Origin of the sequence: Alcaligenes faecalis (assembly GCF_009497775.1) — a bacterium.
Lineage (GTDB): Bacteria > Pseudomonadota > Gammaproteobacteria > Burkholderiales > Burkholderiaceae_B > Alcaligenes > Alcaligenes faecalis_D.
The window spans coordinates 1,410,811-1,426,602 of the sequence record NZ_CP031012.1; the positions used below are offsets into that span (position 1 = coordinate 1,410,811).

Genomic DNA, 15,792 nt, shown 5'->3' on the forward strand with positions numbered 1-15,792 from the left:
TCCGTTATTGAAATGACCGTGAGTGCTTGTCTTGTGCAAGAGCACGCGCACCTCGGAGTCATGGCGAAGGGTAAAAAATTGCCCCGGTTCGATGTGTCGAAGGCGGGGCAGGGGTCGGGCAAATTCGGCTTGTGTGGCCATGCGGCCTCCGTTTTCATCTACTGGGACGTCAGAGCTTCTGCTATGGCAGTGGGGGTGGCAGATTCATTTATCTGTCTGGCTACTCACCAGCGAGGGCCAGCGCACCATCCAGGATGGAGCGGATTGATTTCACCACCTTCTCGGGCTGACCTAAGTCCACCACTAGTTCTGTGGCTTCGAGGTCGATTCCTGCGGAGTCAGCGAACGCTTGGGTGGTCTTGGCAAGCATATAAACGTAGGCGCGCAGCTTGCGTGCCTCTTCAGCGGTCGGTGCTGGAGATTCAGCGGTGGTCATGGTTTGGTCCTAGAAAAGAAAAAACCCGGTTGAGTAAATCAAACGGGGTTATGGGGTGTTGCTGTAGTCGTAAATCCTCATCCGCGAGGCTTTATTTATGAGGATCGACTATGATCCTTGCGGATATAGGCAAGAGAAATTGTTTGGAGGTCACGAGCATGCGCACTAGAAGCTGGCTTGCGTTGTTAAATACTGCCGTGTTTATCGTATTTGTGGTAATCGGGTGGGGGCTGGTTTGGATGTTTATGCAATACCCGGTAAAGGATGCGGGGCATATAGCGGCTTGGTTCCAAGCAATTGGATCAATAGGCGCGATCTTAGGGGCTTTTATGGTTGCGAAGCATCAAGCAACCATGCAAGAAAAAATACGACGTAGACTTGCCGATGAAGAGAGCCAAGCTCGTGAAGCAGCGTATTTATCGATTATGGAAGTTGCGAAAGATTACATGCTCACAATTACTGAGCGGATTCAAAATAAGGATTTAACTGAGGAGTTAGCAAAATGGATCGAACTGGAAGCGGAAGGTTTAAGGCTGGCAGCAGCTTCGCTTGACAGTATTTCTCTATTCGAGATTGGCGGGACAGAGTGCATAACAGTTTTCAGCGGGTTTAGGCAAGGAATTAATAATTATCATCGATTGATTGAGAGTCGTATGCCCAACTCAAAGAGAATTGGGACGCGAGAGCAGATGGCTTTTGTTGACCTGTCACACTCTTTAAAAGTGATATCGGATTTGGCGTATTCTCACTACGCGCATTTAGTTCATATGAAGCGAGGGAATAGCTATTGCTAGTGTCTTTCGCCACCTAATGCATTCACTAGGTCACTGATCATCTTGGCCATCTCCGAAGTCATCAGCGTCATGTCGGCATCAAAGATTTCGTCATCGTTGACGGCCGTCACATCTTGTTTTTCAGTCAGGATGTCCAAAGGGGCCACGCGTTTGACGTCCAGCGCGTCGGTCAGCACAAAGCTGATGCGATCCGCCCAGGTCATGGCCAAACGGGTGCATTGCTTGCCGGCTTCAACGTGCTTGCGCACTTCGTCAATGTCGGCGCTTTGCTTTACGTAGCGCACGGCGGCACCGCTGTCGCCGGTGGAGCGCAGCTCAGCATCTTGGTCAATGGTGAAATTGTCGGGGGCTTCATCATCCACCAGCCAGCTCGTCATAGCGCGAGCGGGTGACTGCTCGGTATACAGGGGCAGAACAGGGAAGGGGTCTACGCTCTTTGCAAATAGGCCCAGAACCTCATCACTCTTAGCCACGGCAGCAGCATCAATCACAAACCAATGGTTTCGTGTGTCGATCCACACCAATGTGTCGCGCTGCACAGCATGAGAGCGTGGCATCAAGTCGATGATGATCTGCTCTTTGATTTCCTTCATTTGCTTTCGACCCGGCTTGAAGCCTTGCTGCTCTTCGATTTCGCGGGCCTTCTCGCGGGCTGCCTGGTTGATCACGGCGCTGGGCAGCAATTTCTTTTCAGCACGCATGCAGATCAGATACTGCCCGTTCACTTCATGCACCAGCCTACCGCCTTCACGCGGCGGTACCCAGCCCAGGCTGAGAGGTTCTTGGCTGCCGCCAGGAGCGAATTGATGCTTGGCCAATATGTCGGCCAGTTGTTGAGCGGACAGGGCAAATGCCGTATCCAGACGATAGATACGCAGGTTTTTAAACCACATGGGTGTATTCCTTTCAGGATGGGCTATGCTCCAAGATCAACTGTCAATTTGGAGTTGGTATGGGAGTCAAATTTTCTATTACACAAGACCAAGAAGGGGCTTGGGCCTGGCGGGAGTCATATACGGTTAGGTATCGCCGCGCTGGTGTGCAGGTTGCTGAGGAAGGGCGGCTGAAGGAGAGCGCTCAGACGTTTGCAACGGAGCAAGAGGCGATTACAGATGCTTTGAAACAGCTAGGACAAGATGCTGAGCGAGACTGAAGCTGCAGCGTTGTTTGCTGGTGTCACTCACGGCCATCTAGCATCTGCATTTGCTCGGCAATAATCTCGGTCGTGAAACGCTCCTGACCGTCCTGACCTGTCCATTTACGCGTACGCAGGCGACCTTCTACATAAACGGGGCGGCCTTTGCGCAGGTACTCACCCGCGATTTCAGCCAGACGGTTGTAGAGCACCACACGGTGCCATTCGGTTTCCTCGCGAGGTTCGCCGGTTTGCTTATCCTTCCAGGTGGATGTAGTGGCAATCGAGATATTGCACACGGGGGCGCCACCGGCCTGGTATCGAACTTCGGGATCTCGCCCAAGGTTGCCGACGAGAATTACTTTGTTGACTGAAGCCATATTTAGAAGCCCGCTGCGGGGGCGATGAATTTCAAGATCACTGCAATGACAAAGAACGCAGTGGGCATTCCCAGACACCAACTGGCCGGAGTCTCGCTTTCAGCAGGCAAAGGCTCCCACCCAAAGTGAGCGGCCAGGGGAGGGCGCACAGAACGCACCCAGAACTTGTCGGCCAGCAGCGCGATGGAAAGCACGCCAGCCCACATAAACAAATTTGCGAGCGCAGTCATAGCGCCTCCTGTTGAGAAAAGAAAAAGCCCCAATTCGTATGAAGAGGGGCATGGCTTACTTTTTTTCCGCCTGGTATTTGTTATAAAAAGGCATCGTCAATGCGTGACATGTCTTTTTTACTAGCCTTGAGGTAATTAAATGAGCTTCGATTCCCAGACATACGGAGAAACGTACTTTATTGCGGGGCAGGAATTTAAAGGTACAGCTCAAAATGGGGGAAAGATAAGTATTCCCTATACAGTCTTGCCCCCCGTTGAGGTTGGGGACACCGTTCACAAGAAGGCGGGAAATGGGAGAGTTGGTTGGGTGGTGCAGGATATTTCCTGCTATGAAGACGGGACCATGAACATAGGCACCGAACACGATCATTTACTTATTCTGACCGTCGAATCTGAGGTTTCGCGGAATAAGATGAATTCCCCTACTTACAACATCAACACTTTAAATGGGCATACCGTTCAGCTTGGACAAGAAAACAGTATCGTGATGAATATTACGGTAGAGGATCTTGTCAGGAAGGTGGCTGAATCAAGTGACGAGGAGTCTAAGTCCAGGTTGGGCTCCTTTTTGGAAAGCTCGGCAGCCAAAGCGATTCTCGGTGTGGGGATTCCGGTGCTAGCAGGCCTCCTAAAGGGCTAGAAGGGCAGCCATGCCATAGGAATCTTGCCGGTGCGCTTATTTGGCCGCCCATTTGGTTTCGGCCCGCGCACCATTACGCGCAGCCCATCATGGCCAACCGTCCTGCGGGCTACTGCAATCCAGTCATGACAAAACTGGGGAGCATCAAACTCAGGTGACACCTGGCGGTGTTTGGCTGATTCAAAGATTTTTGCTGCACGATCTGCGTACCACTGTCGTAGATCCTCTGCGGTCATCTTCTCCAGCTCCTTCTTGGGGGGGGGCTTTGCGAGCCGCCAGTTCCCTAGCCAGTGATTCCGTCATACCAAATACACAGAAAGCGGACATGCCGATCTCCTATAGTGGGGGCGGTGTTACATCACACGCCCAAGACAATCACACAGATAAGTGCGCAGCAGCTTCAGGGCCTCGTCCTCCTGGCCCAGCGACAGCGCCTGAAACATTGCTTGTAGAGCGGGGGCATGATCGACGCCTTCTACGCCTCGACTCTCCAGCTCTGAAATCAAATCACTTGTATCGATGTCGCTAAGCTCGACATCTACATCAATATCGACGGTCGTAGATACCGTGATGCTCGACATAAAAATCTCCTCGCATGGAAAACCGCCCTGAGTAGGACGGTTCCAGATGCGGCCCCACCAAAGGGGCCATGAGTGCTGGGATTCCAACCAGCGTGACCGTTTCCGTTTTTGGCCGTCTACGCCTCACCCTTTTTCTCCGTGGACCGTGCTTTGACGGACTGGAGACGGCAGGGATACCGCGCAGAGCCACAACCATGCTTGTGGGTGCTATTGAGCCGGACGAACACGCCCACATAGGCGGGGTGAGCAACATCGGCAGGTGGGTTGTTAAAGATCAATCGCTTTCAGTAGGGCGCGATGCCTCTGTACTGGCATGTCCGTCAATCAAGCTTGATCGAATTATCGGTAAGCCGATATTAAATGTCAATCGGAATACCGATATTGAGCGGGATTTATTTTGTTGATTGTTGCTTTAGGGGGTTATTTTGGGCTGGCGGCAGATGCCATTAACCTTGCGCGTAAGTCGTTGAGCTGTGCCACAGTGCCGGACGACAAGACCCCGAGGGGAGCAAGGTTGACTGCTTCAGAAAGCGCTTCAATATCTGCTGTGGTGCCGGCATCCAGCGCCGAGACTTCTGCACTATTGTTCATATCGCTATTGTTTTCTCATTCTCTTGGATCTGACAATTGCGCTCCGTCGGGCTCGATTGATCGGGCGCACCATTAGGCGGGGAGGATGTGGGAAAATATACTGTATATGTGTACAGTAGTTTAGGTCAAGCAAATCCGTTGCAGAAGAACTTGGAGAGACGCGTTTTTTGGGGGGCAGCCCTGCTGCTTTATTGGGTAGGCATAAGAAAACCCGCAAAAGCGGGTCTGGTTTGAAGCTCAGTTTCTCTAATGCGCTAGCTCATCAAGATGAGCTTGTTCCTACCATTTGCAGGCGGTCCGCAGTGGCTGTATAGCATATTCCAGGCCTGCAATGTTTAAGGAAAAGGTTACTGGCGAGTCATTAAATGGAGTGGCTTGGACAAGTAAGGTGTTGCCACCGTACAGCCTCTTTATGAAAGGTATCGCTGAGTTACCACTCCATAGACCTAAGGCTTTGTTATCGGTCGAGTTTCTAGTTCGCAGGGAGAAGGCCTTCTGCTTGTCTACACGGAACGTGACCTGTCCATAGTTTTGGATATCTGTCATGTGAAGGCCGTCAAAGTTGATATAGGCGACGGTAGTGTTTTCTAGGCAACGCAACACCAGGGTTGGTGTTGCGATACGGTTAAAGCGTCCGGCAACTGGTTCCTGAGCTCTAGTTCTTAGGAGCACTGTGGTGGTGTCATCAATTTTGGATTGGGAAATAGATAGATCCCAATTATCCGGAGTAGAGCCACTATCCGTTAGTTCTTTTGTTGCTTGTTGATCAGCATTGGCCTGTTCACGCGCAGCAAGATTATCGAAGCACTCTAACCGTTTAATGCTATCGGTTAACGCAGAGCATGTAAGAATCTCCTTGTTAAGATCGGCTGCTAGAGACGGCGTCACTAGCAGGGCCGTTGTCAACGTAATTACCCCTCTTTTCACACTCCCTCCTCGGCAATGCAACATGGAAATTGACTTCAGTTTTTGGCTGAGCGGGCAGATTGCATCTGCTCTCTGACTAGTTGGCGAGCATTCTCTATGGCAGAGGCGGTGCCTTCTGTCATCCACTGAGGCCTAGGATGATCACTTTCCCGCAATAGCAGGTCAACCATCGCGCGGGTTGCATCGTCTTGCTGGTTAAACCTTCGTAGTAAGGTTTCCATCTCTGGGTTATCGAGCAGTTCTACCGCGGCGATTTCTCGCGGCCCTTTTCCTTCCGCTAACCACCTGGCACTCACCTTATATAGGTATGCCAATAGAAACACATACCCCGATGTCTGGTAGTGGTCGTTTTCAAGCTCGGATAGCAGCGATTGGCCAATCCCAGTTCGACTAGCCACCTCTTTTTGGCTTAGTCCAATAGCCTTGCGAGCTTCACGTAATCTAGCGCCGAATGTACTCATATCGGTATTCTGATATAAAACAAGATCGGTTTGCCGATTGTTAATTAATCGGTATTCCGATATTATGTGCGGCATGGACTGGAAAAATATCATTCAAAGCCTTCTGTCAGATGGGATGACTCAAGCGCAAATTGCTAAAGCGGTAGGCGTTGCACAGCCCACAATTTCTGGGTTGTTGTCGGGGGCACAACGCGACATGAGATGGGAAAGTGGGAACCGACTCATTTCGTTGTACCGCCAGAACTGCAAATCGGCGCAGAGGAACCCGCTTGATGTTGGTCCACTTGTTTTTGAGGAACCCCACATGCCCAACACCCCTGATCCAAAACCCGACGACCGCATCCCCATCGGTCCCCCTGACTGCATTACGAGAGGGGGCGCACATGTCTAGTTTCCCGCAACGCATCGCAGGACTTGCTGATTCCTGGATGAGGCGTAGCGGGTCTTCACTGAGCCACCGCCACATCCACAGTGCTTTGGATTTTGCAGTTGGAGCTGAGGGTCTCAGTGCTGAGGATCGCATTCTGCGAGCTGCAGCTTGTGATCTTTATGACGCCTTAAGCGCTGCCCCTGAGGGTCGGCAAGCCTTGAGTGATCTCGGTTTTAAGCCACTCCCTGAGAATCGAGAAGGTAAATGATGCGGATGGTTTTAGAACGGTTTCCTTTGCCTTTTTCCACAACGTATCGCTACGGATTTCGTCAGCAAAGTTACAGCCATCCCAAGTAAGGCGTTTTATCGCTGCGTTTGTGGTGCCTTCAAGGTAGTCGGTAATGGTCGCCTCTACGAGACCAGCTTGTTTCATCCATCTGGCGTGTTCAGCAAAAACAGCAGGGTCAATACCTTCCACGCTTTCGAGCCACTTTAGGGGGGGGGCAACTGCTCGGCAGCAAGTGTGATTTTACGAACCAAGTCCATATCTCGCTTCACGGTCAATTCCTTTCAGAAAAGTTTAGTTACTTGCATCTCTAAGCATAGCTGATCGGGATTGACCACCTCAATGAACGGTAACGGCCCCGAGTTCACCCAGGCCATGCAGTTCATTCCAAACGAGCCGGTCGTAGATGCCGGTTATGTGGTCATCGGTAGGACAGTTGAAGACCTGGTACGCCAGCTCAGTAGCCCTATCAATGATTTCAAAGCGGGGGAGTTCATTTTTATCCATCCCCGCATTTTCAGTTTCACGACCGATTTTTTCCATTTGTAGTTCCCACTCCGTATCAATCACTACGCACTTTTCACACTTTTACTGTAGCGATTACCAGGAGGGGGCGAAACGCTGAAATACACAGGAGTTCAGCCCAATGACAAGACGTTTTTCTTCCTTGAACTGGCGGGACGCGCTTTACAGTGCCGTCCGTCAGGCCCCAGGCGGCGTTGGCGCGGCTGCCGTATTTCTCTCTGACCGTCGCGGCCTGTCGATCCATCCCGAGTCCCTGCGCCGGAAACTCACTGGTGGTGAGCAATTGGACATCGACATGGCCTTCTTGCTCACCGAATGGCTGGAAGAGCTGGCCGACTGCCGTGAAAGCGCCCGTGATTGGCTCATCGCAGCGGCTCAGCAGGGCGGATTGCATGTAGTTGATCTCCCACCAGAGCCGGTCGGAGGATTCGACAACGAGGCCAGTGCTCTGAACGAGAAGGCACTGAAAGCTGCCGCTGAGCTCGGCGAAATGTGTAGCGCAATCACAGGCACAACAGCAGACGGTCGTGTGACTCATGAAGAGCGTGAGCGTGTGGTGGCCAAAGCCTTGGACCTGATCCGCCTGTGCTTTCGCATCATCCGCAACGTGACCCGCTGGCACCGTAAGGAGGTCTCAGCATGACCAAGGCACCTTACGGCACTTACTACACCGACCTGTATAAGCTCGGCTGGTTCAACAGCCCCCAGGTATGCAAGGTTCTGAAAGTCGCTTTCGACCAAGAGCCGCATGAGCGCCAGCGGCAGATTAAAGAAAAGCTGTATGCAGAGTTCGGCACCGACAGCCTGGCCAAGGTGAGCCCACAGCACTTTGTGCGCGTTCTGGACGGCATGGGCCTGTTCTTCACGCTGCCAACCTCTTTGAAGGATCAATTGCGATGAAGGCCTTAGAAACACTGACAGCACTGTTCAGCGGCTACCCCATGCCTTTGTGGGCAGCACTGACAGCAACAAGCATTGTCATGGGCGCATCACTGTGGATTGCTTTGGGGAAGATCGATGAAAAAAACTGATCTCCCCCAGCGTACCCAGCTGCAGCGCCGACATGCACTCAAGCGCAGTGCATTCAAGGCAAAGCCAAAGCAAAAGAAGGGCCCCAGCATGCCCATGGTCGTCGCCAAGCTCGTAGGCACCCTTTTCAAGCACCAGCCCAAACTGCCGGCCGTTTTCCGCTCTGAGCAGCACCGTCGCAACGTCGCGGCACTGCCATGCGCCAACTGCGGCCGCTGGCACCGGTCCCAAGCTGCCCACATGAATGGCGTTGAGTTTGGCAAAGGGTTGGGCCTGAAAGTATCTGACGCTTTGATGTTCCCGCTGTGTACCGATAACGCCTGGGGGCGCGGCTGCCACAGCAAGCTCGACCAGGGCGGCATCTACGACAAAGACACCGCAGTGGGTCTGCAGATCGCCTGGCTGCACCAGACACGCGATGAATTGAAACGCTTGGGCCAATGGCCCGAGCAAGCCGACCGCGACGTAGAGACATTCGTGGGGGCGTATTTGAGGAGGCAGGTGACATGCTAAGTGCATCCGACCTGATGCGCACGATAGGGCGTCCAATTGCCTATCACCCCGCCTTGGCCCGAATGGTTGGAGGCGTTAATGCGGCCATCTTCCTGTCTCAGCTTATCTACTGGGATGAACGCATGGAAGACGCCGAGCTGGGCGTGTACAAGACCGCAGAACAATGGGAGGCAGAAACGGGCTTGTCCGCTAAAGAGCAGGCCACAGCGCGTCGTCAGCTCCGTGCCCGTGGTCTTATCACCGAAACCCACAAGCGTATCGAGCACAAGCTGTACTTCAAACTCGACCGAGATGCGTTTGACAGTCTGGTTTCCGAGGCCGTCGAGGGGGCGCAAAACAGTGGAAACCCCGAACGCCAAAACGGCGATTCCCGAAACGCCAAAAGGCAATTCGGGAACAGCGAAAAGGCAATTACCGAAACCCCCAAAGCGGAACTCCCGAACTCCTCAAACGGCAGTTCGTTAATAAAGACAGAGATTACTACAGAGACTACAGAAGAAAAAAATACCAAAAAAGAAAGTTCGCCAGCCTTCAGCTTCGAGCACTGGCCTGTGAATCCTTCGCCAGAAGTCTGGGCCGATTACCTGCAGCACCGCAAAGCGATCAAAGCGCCGTTGACCCAGACTGCTGCAAACCGCTTGGGGGCGGAAGCGCATAAAGCCCAGGCTGCAGGGTTCAGTGTTGATGACTTCCTGGCCGAGTGCATGCTGCGTGGCTGGCGGGGAGGGAAAGCCGACTGGCTAACGCGGGGGATGTCGCAGGACCAGCAAGGGGGCGGGCAAGCGGCTCGGGGTGGAAAGTTTGACCCGAATGCGTTTCTGGAGCAGCGACGCAAAGATCGGATGAAGGGATGCCAAGGAGGTGGTGATGTTGTCGACGTTTGAGCGTGAAAGTGCCTGGCTCAAGCCAGTGCCCAAGCTGGATGGCAAAACGCTGATGGAGCACCTGTACGCTCGGATGGACGGCCTGTACCCCGGCAAGTGGAAATCCAATTTTGTGGGCGAGGCAGCCATGTCGAACTGGGAGCAGGCGTGGGCTGAAGCATTCGATGAGGAAGACATTGTGCCGGTGGATGTTGCTTTGGGGATCCAGAACAGCCGACGCATGTACGACTGGCCACCAAGCCTGACCGAGTTCTTGCGAGCCTGCCGTCCCTACCTGGAGCCGGACGTAGCGTTTTTTGAAGCAGTGCGGGGTATGCAAGCGCGAGAGCGTGGTGAGCGTGGCGAGTGGTCACACCCTGCGATCTTTCACGCCGCTGCAATTGTTGGCCGGTTTGATCTGCTCAACCAAGCCTACCAGCAGATGGAAGGGCGCTGGAAGAAAGCGCTTCATGCCCAACTGGCCCTGGGGGCGTGGCCCGACATTCCCGACCCAGCGCCAGCACTGCCAGCGCCATCAAGCGCGGCGCAGACTGAGCAGGGGACCAAGGCTATGCGTGAAATGGCTCAGCGAGCAATCAGCCGGAAAGGGAAGGATCACAAGGCGTGGGCAAAGGGAATCGTGGCTAATCCCAAGGGGCGGTCTCCCGCAATCGTTCGTATGGCCCAAGCAGCAGTAGGGGAGGCCGCATGACCGAAGCGACCGCATTAACTCTGGTGCTGCCTTGGCCTGATATGCGTTTGATGCCCAATCGCAAGAATGGCCGGCACTGGGGCGGCGTCCAGTCGGCCAAGGAGCAGGCAAGACGTGATGGGCGTGTGGCGGCAACCGTTGAGCTGGGGCGACGTCGCTTTATCGGTGGGGAGCGCATCCCAGTGAAAGTGACTTTCATGTCGCCGGATCGCAGAGGGCGAGACCTGGACAACCTGTTGGCCTGCATCAAGCCGCAGATCGACGGTATCGCCAAAGCTCTGGGAGTGGATGACAAACGGTTTCGACCGCTGATTGTGGATGATGGACTGGACCCAGCCAAGCGCGGGTATCTGAAGATTGAAGTGGGGGATGTATGAAGACGAGGCTTGAGATCCTGCTGGGTGAGTGGGGATGTTGGAAGCGAGGGGAAAATCGGTCAGCCCTCGGGTTGCCGTCTCAGTCAGCATTTCAGAATATGCGTGTTGATGGGATGTGCGCACCAGAAGCTGAGGCGCTGCTTGTGGATGATGAGTTGCGGCGTTTGGATGGCTGGATTGACACACTCTATCCAGACGCCAAGGCTGTAGTGATTGCGCAGTATGTATGGCCGGGGCTGGTAAAGCAAAAGATAGATCGTCTCGGGCTCTCACGGCCAACCTATTACTTCCGGCTAGAGTTTGCAATGAAGCAGCTTGACCACCTCATGTATGGCGTACCAACTAAAGTGTCTAGACAGGTTGCCCAAGCGTCTAGATGAAATCATACTGTTTCCCGTAGGCTGGATATTGCTCAGCCTGAAGATTGAAGAACCAAGCCCTGCCGGAAACGGTGGGGCTTTTTGTTTGGGGCAAGGTGAGCGGCGTGAACGGTAAACCGGTGAGAGTCCCCAGTTGGCGGTCAGACCGGCGTACCGCTGCTGAGCGTGGTTATGGCAGTAGGTGGCGTAAGGCACGGGAAGCATTCCTGCGCGACTATCCGCTATGTCAGTACTGCAAGGAAGACGGAAAGGTCGAGCCTGCCACTGTGGTGAACCACATTAAACCTCACAGAGGCGACCAGGGGCTGTTCTGGGATCGAGCCAACTGGCAGGCGGTATGTAAGCTGCATCATGACAGCACCATTGCCAGGGAAGAGGCGAGAGGAACCAGAGTTGGCGGCGATGAGTCTGGCCAGCCTTTGGACCGAGGGTCGCACTGGTATCGATAGGGGGGGGCGGGTCAAAAGTCTAGTGCAAATCCGGAGGAGACCGCGCCCCCAGTCTCGCTTTATCGCTAACTCACTTTTTCTCCCGCGCGCGCGCGAGCTGCAGCCATGACACGACGACAACGCGTTGATACCGTGAAAGGCGCCGTGACCACCATGGCCGGCGCAGTAAATGAAATTGAAGTTCCCGAGCATGTGCTGGTGCCTGAGGCAGCCATGAAGTTTTGGCGTTCCATTACAAAGGCTCGTGCCGCCGACCGCTGGAACGATTCTGATCTGGAAGTGGCTGCCGAGCTGGCTCGTACAAAGGCCAGCATTGAGCGACTGAATATCGACCTAGCCGAGGAGGGCGACGTAATCACCAATGAACGCGGCACTCCTATCGTGAATCCAAAACACAGTTTGCTTGAGACGTTGACTCGACGAATGGTCGCGCTGTCTCGCATGCTGCAGGTCCACGCTGAGGCTACGCAAGGAAAGAGCCGCGAACAAGTTAAAGGCAACCGGGCGCAGGCAGAGGCGGCCACTGCTGCAGAGAAAGTACAAGGCGGCCTGATTCCTGGATTACGCGTGGTGTCGTGAAAGTAGATCCGATTAAATGTGGACCACGACCCCGGGTGCGCAAGTGGCGCAAGCTGCCGCTCGAAAAGCTCACACGAGCAGAGCGCAACATGCTATTCGTGGAGACCTATTGTCGTGTGCCTGAGGGGGCCTTGGCAGGGCAAAAAATCCAGCTGGCGGGATTTCAGGAGCGCTTCTTCTATGCGCTCTACGACAACCCGCACGGAACCCGTCGCGCTTACCTTTCAATTGCCCGCAAGAACTCCAAGACTGCAACCATTGCCACGATTCTGCTGGTTCATCTAGTGGGTCCTGAGGCACAACTCAATGCGCATATTCAGAGCGGCGCGATGTCCCGTGAGCAGGCCGGGCAGGTTTACAAGTACGCCTCCAAAATTGTGCAGCTCTCGCCAGAGCTTTCGGGAATCGTTCGGATTGTCCCCAGCGGCAAGAAGTTGATCGGCCTACCGATGAATGTGGAATATGCGGCATCTTCGGCGGAGGCGAAAACAGCGCATGGCGGCTCCCCCATCCTGGCCATTTTGGATGAAACCGGCCAAGTAAAGGGGCCGCAGAATGATTTTGTGGATGCCATCGTGACCAGCCAGGGCGCGTACGAGAATCCGTTGCTGATCGTCATCAGCACTCAGGCGGCGACGGATGCCGATTTGCTCTCGCTGTGGTTGGATGATGCGGAGAAATCTCAAGACCCGCATATCGTCAGCCATGTCTATGCGGCTCCGGCAGACTGCAGTTTGATGGATAAGAAGGCATGGGCGGCCGCAAACCCTGCGCTAGGCCTGTTTCGTTCGCTCAAGGACGTTGAGGAGCAGGCTAAGCAGGCATTGCGGATGCCATCAGCGGAAAATACCTTCCGCAACTTGACCCTCAATCAGCGTGTTTCGACGGTGACGCCGTTCATTAGTAAAAACATTTGGGATGCGAATGCAGGCGAATCGGGCGGGCTGGATGGGGTGCCTGTTTGGGCTGGGCTGGATCTATCCGCCAGGACTGACCTTACAGCGCTGGTAGTAATTGGACGGATTGACGGTGTATGGCATGTGCAGCCCCACTTTTGGACGCCGGAGCAGGGCCTGCTGGATCGCGCCAAACGGGACCGCCAGCCCTACGATGTTTGGGCGCGACAGGGGTTCCTGCGTACTGCACCTGGCGCAACGGTTGACTATGAGTTTGTCGCGCGTGATATGGCCGAGATCCTGTCCGATCTGGATGTCCAGGTTATCGCATATGACCGCTGGAGGATCGAGTTCCTAAAAAAGGAACTGGACGATTTGGGATTAACGCTGCCTCTGACCCCGTGTGGACAAGGTTTCAAGGACATGTCGCCTGCAGTGGACACCCTAGAGTCTGAGCTACTGAACGGTAGGTTGGCCCACGGTAATCATCCAGTGTTGACGATGTGTGCGGCGAATGCCGTGCTTACCAAGGACGCCGCTGGTAACCGCAAGCTGGACAAGCACAAGGCAACCGGCCGTATCGATGGCATGGTTGCGCTGGCCATGGCCCTGTTTGCCACTGGTGGTCAGGTTGAGGATAGCGCGGATCTAGCCGACTTTCTGAGTAACCCAATTATTTTCTGAGACTATGAGCGAAACCAAAAACAAGCAGCCAGGGCGAGTGAAGTCTGCCTTGCTGAACTGGCTGGGCGTGCCCGTCTCGCTTGTGGACGGCAGCTTCTGGGCAGAATGGTCGGGGGCAAAAAACTACGCTGGAAAAACAGTCACGGTTAATTCCGCGCTGCAGCTTTCGGCCGCCTGGGCATGTGTGAGGCTCATATCTGAGACCCTCTCCACGCTACCGCTGAATCTGTATGACGACAGCGGCCAAGCAAAGACCATGGCGCGCGATCATCCGCTGTACCGCCTGCTTCACACCCAGCCTAATGCCGATATGACTGCCGCCGTTTTCTGGCAGGCGTATGTTGCCTCTCTGCTGCTGTGGGGAAACGCTTATGTCGAGATCCATCGCTCGGGAGGCGCGATCACATCGTTGGAGTTTCTGCTTCCCCAGTTCGTTACTCGCAAGCGCACCAGTTCGGGGGCGGTAGAGTGGTCTTACGCCGACCCCTTCGCGAAAGTGACGCGCAAGATAGCGGAAGCACAAATGTGGCATACGCCAGCGTTTACAACCGACGGCGTTACGGGCCTGTCGCCGATTGCGCTGGGGGCTAACGTTATTGGCAGCGCGATGGCGGCTGATGAGGCCAGCGCTCACACATTCAAGAACGGCATGAAGGCAGCCGGCTTGGTCACCATGGATGCCGTGCTCAAGCCCGAGCAGCGCGAGGACGTGCGCCAGCATGTGCGCAAGGTGTCCGCTGATGGTGGCGTGATGGTGCTGGAGAAGGGCTCAGCGTTTCAACAGTTGACGATGAACCCGCAGGACGCCGAGCTTCTGTCTACTCGCAGCTTTAACGTGGAGGAAATCTGTCGCTGGTTCCGTGTGCCGCCCTTCATGGTCGGGCATAGCGAGAAATCCACCAGTTGGGGCACCGGCATCGAGCAGCAGATGATCGGGTTCGTGACATTCGTGCTGCGGCCCTGGTGCGTTCGCATTGAGCAGTCGATTCGCAAGAGCCTGATGACGCCGGCCGAGAAACAGCGCTACCAGGCCGAGTTTGCGATGGAGGGTCTGCTGCGGGGCGATAGCGCGGCCCGCGGGCAGTTCTATTCGACCATGGTCCAGAACGGGATTTACACGCGCAACAACGTGCGCCGATTAGAGAATCTCGAGCCCGTTGAGGGTGGCGATGAGCTGACTGTGCAGTCAAACATGATACCCATCGGGATGCTGGGGCAGGGCACGACCGCTCAGGATGCATTGAAAAACTGGCTGGGCATAGAGGACAAGACATGAGGCATAAATCCGCTGCGATGCAAGTTCGCGCATTCGATTATCAAGTGAAGGCCGTCAATTCAGACGGCCTTTTTTCTGGCTACGGCTCGGTGTTCGGCAACGTGGACAGCTACAACGAAGTGGTGGCGCCCGGAGCGTTTGCTGAGTCACTGCAGGCTACTCGTGCCAAGGGACGCACATTTCCCGTCCTGTGGCAGCACCGCTCGGGCGAACCCATTGGCAATTGGGATATCGACAGTCTGAAAGAGGATTCACACGGGCTGTTTGGCGAGGGACAGCTGTGGCTGGATGAGGCACCTTACGCCAAGGTGGCCTACCGAGGCATGCAGGCCAAGGCCATCACGGGGCTCTCGATTGGCTATTACGTGCGTGAAGACTCGTTCGATGAGAAGACGCGCATTCGAACGCTTAAGCGGTTGGACCTGGTGGAGATCAGTGTCGTGACGGCACCGGCGAACGACGATGCGCGCATCGATGCGGTCAAGGCTGTTATTGCCCAGGGCGGCCTGCCTTCCCTGAAAGAGTTTGAGCAGATCCTGCGCGAGGCAGGGTTCTCGAAAAGTCAGGCTACGGTCATCGCTAACCGTGGCCTGAAGCACCTGCTTCGGAGTGAGTCCGAGGAAAAAGCGAGCATTACCGATGCCCTCAAGGGCTTTGTCATTCCCAAGTTCTAAAAGG

24 protein-coding genes and 1 pseudogene are annotated in these 15,792 nt (G+C 54.7%); 15 read left to right on the forward strand and 10 right to left on the reverse strand.

The window, feature by feature from the left end:
• Window positions 1-220: 220 nt before the first annotated feature.
• Entirely contained in the window at window positions 221-436 is a 216-nt protein-coding gene (locus DUD43_RS06430; RefSeq protein ID WP_153229603.1) for a hypothetical protein, read from the reverse strand.
• Between the two features lie 158 nt (window positions 437-594).
• Here DUD43_RS06430 and DUD43_RS06435 point away from each other — a divergent pair, with 158 nt between their 5' ends.
• The gene (locus DUD43_RS06435) at window positions 595-1,230 is read left to right on the forward strand and encodes a hypothetical protein (protein ID WP_153229604.1); all 636 of its coding nucleotides are present in this window, start codon (window positions 595-597) and stop codon (window positions 1,228-1,230) included.
• On the opposite strand, the gene DUD43_RS06440 is transcribed toward DUD43_RS06435, so the two are convergent.
• The 3 genes and pseudogenes from DUD43_RS06440 to DUD43_RS06450 all read right to left on the reverse strand — a co-directional run bounded on the left by DUD43_RS06440 (window position 1,227) and on the right by DUD43_RS06450 (window position 2,975).
• Window positions 1,227-2,123, reverse strand: coding sequence for a recombination-associated protein RdgC (locus tag DUD43_RS06440; protein WP_153229605.1), 897 nt, complete (start codon window positions 2,121-2,123; stop codon window positions 1,227-1,229). The two genes, DUD43_RS06435 and DUD43_RS06440, sit on opposite strands and share 4 nt — an antisense overlap.
• Window positions 2,124-2,409: 286 nt before the next feature.
• A pseudogene (gene ssb, locus DUD43_RS06445) lies at window positions 2,410-2,745 on the reverse strand (single-stranded DNA-binding protein); the annotation flags it as partial.
• Window positions 2,746-2,747: 2 nt separating this feature from the next.
• On the reverse strand, window positions 2,748-2,975 hold the full coding sequence (locus tag DUD43_RS06450) for a hypothetical protein (protein WP_153229607.1): 228 nt from the start codon (window positions 2,973-2,975) through the stop codon (window positions 2,748-2,750).
• Between the two features lie 139 nt (window positions 2,976-3,114).
• On the opposite strand from DUD43_RS06450, the gene DUD43_RS06455 reads away from it, so the two are divergent.
• Entirely contained in the window at window positions 3,115-3,615 is a 501-nt protein-coding gene (locus DUD43_RS06455) for a hypothetical protein (protein WP_153229608.1), read from the forward strand.
• Between the two features lie 353 nt (window positions 3,616-3,968).
• Here DUD43_RS06455 and DUD43_RS06460 read toward each other — a convergent pair whose 3' ends face one another.
• The 4 genes from DUD43_RS06460 to DUD43_RS06475 form a co-directional block, all read right to left on the reverse strand.
• On the reverse strand, window positions 3,969-4,196 hold the full coding sequence (locus tag DUD43_RS06460) for a hypothetical protein (protein ID WP_153229609.1): 228 nt from the start codon (window positions 4,194-4,196) through the stop codon (window positions 3,969-3,971).
• Between the two features lie 420 nt (window positions 4,197-4,616).
• On the reverse strand, window positions 4,617-4,787 hold the full coding sequence (locus DUD43_RS06465; RefSeq protein WP_153229610.1) for a hypothetical protein: 171 nt from the start codon (window positions 4,785-4,787) through the stop codon (window positions 4,617-4,619).
• Between the two features lie 279 nt (window positions 4,788-5,066).
• On the reverse strand, window positions 5,067-5,693 hold the full coding sequence (locus DUD43_RS06470) for a type VI secretion system-associated protein TagO (protein WP_194273451.1): 627 nt from the start codon (window positions 5,691-5,693) through the stop codon (window positions 5,067-5,069).
• Between the two features lie 56 nt (window positions 5,694-5,749).
• The gene (locus DUD43_RS06475; RefSeq protein WP_194273452.1) at window positions 5,750-6,175 is read right to left on the reverse strand and encodes a helix-turn-helix domain-containing protein; all 426 of its coding nucleotides are present in this window, start codon (window positions 6,173-6,175) and stop codon (window positions 5,750-5,752) included.
• Window positions 6,176-6,290: 115 nt separating this feature from the next.
• Between DUD43_RS06475 and DUD43_RS19400 the strand changes: the two genes are divergently transcribed.
• Entirely contained in the window at window positions 6,291-6,566 is a 276-nt protein-coding gene (locus DUD43_RS19400) for a hypothetical protein (protein ID WP_416202946.1), read from the forward strand.
• A gap of 166 nt (window positions 6,567-6,732) precedes the next feature.
• Here DUD43_RS19400 and DUD43_RS06480 read toward each other — a convergent pair whose 3' ends face one another.
• Window positions 6,733-7,023: a DUF2513 domain-containing protein gene (locus tag DUD43_RS06480; protein WP_228125916.1), complete on the reverse strand. Its 291-nt coding sequence runs from the start codon at window positions 7,021-7,023 to the stop codon at window positions 6,733-6,735.
• A 147-nt stretch (window positions 7,024-7,170) separates the two neighbouring features.
• The gene (locus tag DUD43_RS06485; RefSeq protein ID WP_153229613.1) at window positions 7,171-7,374 is read right to left on the reverse strand and encodes a hypothetical protein; all 204 of its coding nucleotides are present in this window, start codon (window positions 7,372-7,374) and stop codon (window positions 7,171-7,173) included.
• Between the two features lie 103 nt (window positions 7,375-7,477).
• Between DUD43_RS06485 and DUD43_RS06490 the strand changes: the two genes are divergently transcribed.
• The 12 genes from DUD43_RS06490 (at window position 7,478) to DUD43_RS06540 (ending at window position 15,788) form a co-directional block, all read left to right on the forward strand.
• Window positions 7,478-7,999, forward strand: a complete 522-nt coding sequence (locus DUD43_RS06490) for a phage regulatory CII family protein (protein WP_153229614.1) — start codon at window positions 7,478-7,480, stop codon at window positions 7,997-7,999.
• A complete protein-coding gene (locus tag DUD43_RS06495) occupies window positions 7,996-8,256 on the forward strand; it encodes a hypothetical protein (protein WP_153229615.1) in 261 nt (86 codons plus the stop codon). Before DUD43_RS06490 ends, DUD43_RS06495 begins: the two co-directional genes overlap by 4 nt.
• Window positions 8,253-8,387: a hypothetical protein gene (locus tag DUD43_RS19330; RefSeq protein ID WP_265588071.1), complete on the forward strand. Its 135-nt coding sequence runs from the start codon at window positions 8,253-8,255 to the stop codon at window positions 8,385-8,387. Before DUD43_RS06495 ends, DUD43_RS19330 begins: the two co-directional genes overlap by 4 nt.
• Window positions 8,374-8,898, forward strand: coding sequence for a hypothetical protein (locus DUD43_RS06500; protein WP_153229616.1), 525 nt, complete (start codon window positions 8,374-8,376; stop codon window positions 8,896-8,898). The genes DUD43_RS19330 and DUD43_RS06500 overlap by 14 nt, the downstream gene beginning before the upstream one ends.
• Entirely contained in the window at window positions 8,892-9,782 is an 891-nt protein-coding gene (locus DUD43_RS06505) for a hypothetical protein (protein WP_153229617.1), read from the forward strand. Before DUD43_RS06500 ends, DUD43_RS06505 begins: the two co-directional genes overlap by 7 nt.
• Complete coding sequence (locus DUD43_RS06510; RefSeq protein WP_153229618.1) at window positions 9,766-10,473, forward strand: hypothetical protein; 708 nt, start codon at window positions 9,766-9,768, stop codon at window positions 10,471-10,473. Before DUD43_RS06505 ends, DUD43_RS06510 begins: the two co-directional genes overlap by 17 nt.
• Window positions 10,470-10,850 (forward strand): endonuclease, encoded by a 381-nt coding sequence (locus DUD43_RS06515; protein WP_153229619.1) that lies wholly within the window; start codon window positions 10,470-10,472, stop codon window positions 10,848-10,850. Before DUD43_RS06510 ends, DUD43_RS06515 begins: the two co-directional genes overlap by 4 nt.
• A gap of 499 nt (window positions 10,851-11,349) precedes the next feature.
• Complete coding sequence (locus DUD43_RS06520; RefSeq protein ID WP_153231560.1) at window positions 11,350-11,679, forward strand: HNH endonuclease; 330 nt, start codon at window positions 11,350-11,352, stop codon at window positions 11,677-11,679.
• A 105-nt stretch (window positions 11,680-11,784) separates the two neighbouring features.
• On the forward strand, window positions 11,785-12,258 hold the full coding sequence (locus DUD43_RS06525) for a TerS protein (protein WP_153229620.1): 474 nt from the start codon (window positions 11,785-11,787) through the stop codon (window positions 12,256-12,258).
• Window positions 12,259-12,347: 89 nt separating this feature from the next.
• The gene (locus tag DUD43_RS06530; protein ID WP_153231561.1) at window positions 12,348-13,838 is read left to right on the forward strand and encodes a terminase large subunit; all 1,491 of its coding nucleotides are present in this window, start codon (window positions 12,348-12,350) and stop codon (window positions 13,836-13,838) included.
• A gap of 4 nt (window positions 13,839-13,842) precedes the next feature.
• A complete protein-coding gene (locus DUD43_RS06535) occupies window positions 13,843-15,114 on the forward strand; it encodes a phage portal protein (protein ID WP_153229621.1) in 1,272 nt (423 codons plus the stop codon).
• Window positions 15,111-15,788 carry an HK97 family phage prohead protease gene (locus DUD43_RS06540; protein WP_153229622.1) on the forward strand — a complete coding sequence of 226 codons (678 nt, stop codon included), beginning with the start codon at window positions 15,111-15,113 and terminating at the stop codon, window positions 15,786-15,788. The genes DUD43_RS06535 and DUD43_RS06540 overlap by 4 nt, the downstream gene beginning before the upstream one ends.
• Window positions 15,789-15,792: the final 4 nt, after the last annotated feature.

Excerpts from the sequence above, each read along its gene's own strand:
- DUD43_RS06430 (WP_153229603.1), bottom strand. The coding sequence starts at position 436 with ATGACCACCGCTGAATCTCCAGCACCGACCGCTGAAGAGGCACGCAAG.
- DUD43_RS06435 (WP_153229604.1), top strand. The coding sequence starts at position 595 with ATGCGCACTAGAAGCTGGCTTGCGTTGTTAAATACTGCCGTGTTTATC.
- DUD43_RS06440 (WP_153229605.1), bottom strand. The coding sequence starts at position 2,123 with ATGTGGTTTAAAAACCTGCGTATCTATCGTCTGGATACGGCATTTGCC.
- DUD43_RS06450 (WP_153229607.1), bottom strand. The coding sequence starts at position 2,975 with ATGACTGCGCTCGCAAATTTGTTTATGTGGGCTGGCGTGCTTTCCATC.
- DUD43_RS06455 (WP_153229608.1), top strand. The coding sequence starts at position 3,115 with ATGAGCTTCGATTCCCAGACATACGGAGAAACGTACTTTATTGCGGGG.
- DUD43_RS06460 (WP_153229609.1), bottom strand. The coding sequence starts at position 4,196 with ATGTCGAGCATCACGGTATCTACGACCGTCGATATTGATGTAGATGTC.
- DUD43_RS06465 (WP_153229610.1), bottom strand. The coding sequence starts at position 4,787 with ATGAACAATAGTGCAGAAGTCTCGGCGCTGGATGCCGGCACCACAGCA.
- DUD43_RS06475 (WP_194273452.1), bottom strand. The coding sequence starts at position 6,175 with ATGAGTACATTCGGCGCTAGATTACGTGAAGCTCGCAAGGCTATTGGA.
- DUD43_RS19400 (WP_416202946.1), top strand. The coding sequence starts at position 6,291 with ATGACTCAAGCGCAAATTGCTAAAGCGGTAGGCGTTGCACAGCCCACA.
- DUD43_RS06485 (WP_153229613.1), bottom strand. The coding sequence starts at position 7,374 with ATGGAAAAAATCGGTCGTGAAACTGAAAATGCGGGGATGGATAAAAAT.
- DUD43_RS06490 (WP_153229614.1), top strand. The coding sequence starts at position 7,478 with ATGACAAGACGTTTTTCTTCCTTGAACTGGCGGGACGCGCTTTACAGT.
- DUD43_RS06495 (WP_153229615.1), top strand. The coding sequence starts at position 7,996 with ATGACCAAGGCACCTTACGGCACTTACTACACCGACCTGTATAAGCTC.
- DUD43_RS19330 (WP_265588071.1), top strand. The coding sequence starts at position 8,253 with ATGAAGGCCTTAGAAACACTGACAGCACTGTTCAGCGGCTACCCCATG.
- DUD43_RS06500 (WP_153229616.1), top strand. The coding sequence starts at position 8,374 with ATGAAAAAAACTGATCTCCCCCAGCGTACCCAGCTGCAGCGCCGACAT.
- DUD43_RS06505 (WP_153229617.1), top strand. The coding sequence starts at position 8,892 with ATGCTAAGTGCATCCGACCTGATGCGCACGATAGGGCGTCCAATTGCC.
- DUD43_RS06510 (WP_153229618.1), top strand. The coding sequence starts at position 9,766 with ATGTTGTCGACGTTTGAGCGTGAAAGTGCCTGGCTCAAGCCAGTGCCC.
- DUD43_RS06515 (WP_153229619.1), top strand. The coding sequence starts at position 10,470 with ATGACCGAAGCGACCGCATTAACTCTGGTGCTGCCTTGGCCTGATATG.
- DUD43_RS06525 (WP_153229620.1), top strand. The coding sequence starts at position 11,785 with ATGACACGACGACAACGCGTTGATACCGTGAAAGGCGCCGTGACCACC.
- DUD43_RS06530 (WP_153231561.1), top strand. The coding sequence starts at position 12,348 with ATGCTATTCGTGGAGACCTATTGTCGTGTGCCTGAGGGGGCCTTGGCA.
- DUD43_RS06535 (WP_153229621.1), top strand. The coding sequence starts at position 13,843 with ATGAGCGAAACCAAAAACAAGCAGCCAGGGCGAGTGAAGTCTGCCTTG.
- DUD43_RS06540 (WP_153229622.1), top strand. The coding sequence starts at position 15,111 with ATGAGGCATAAATCCGCTGCGATGCAAGTTCGCGCATTCGATTATCAA.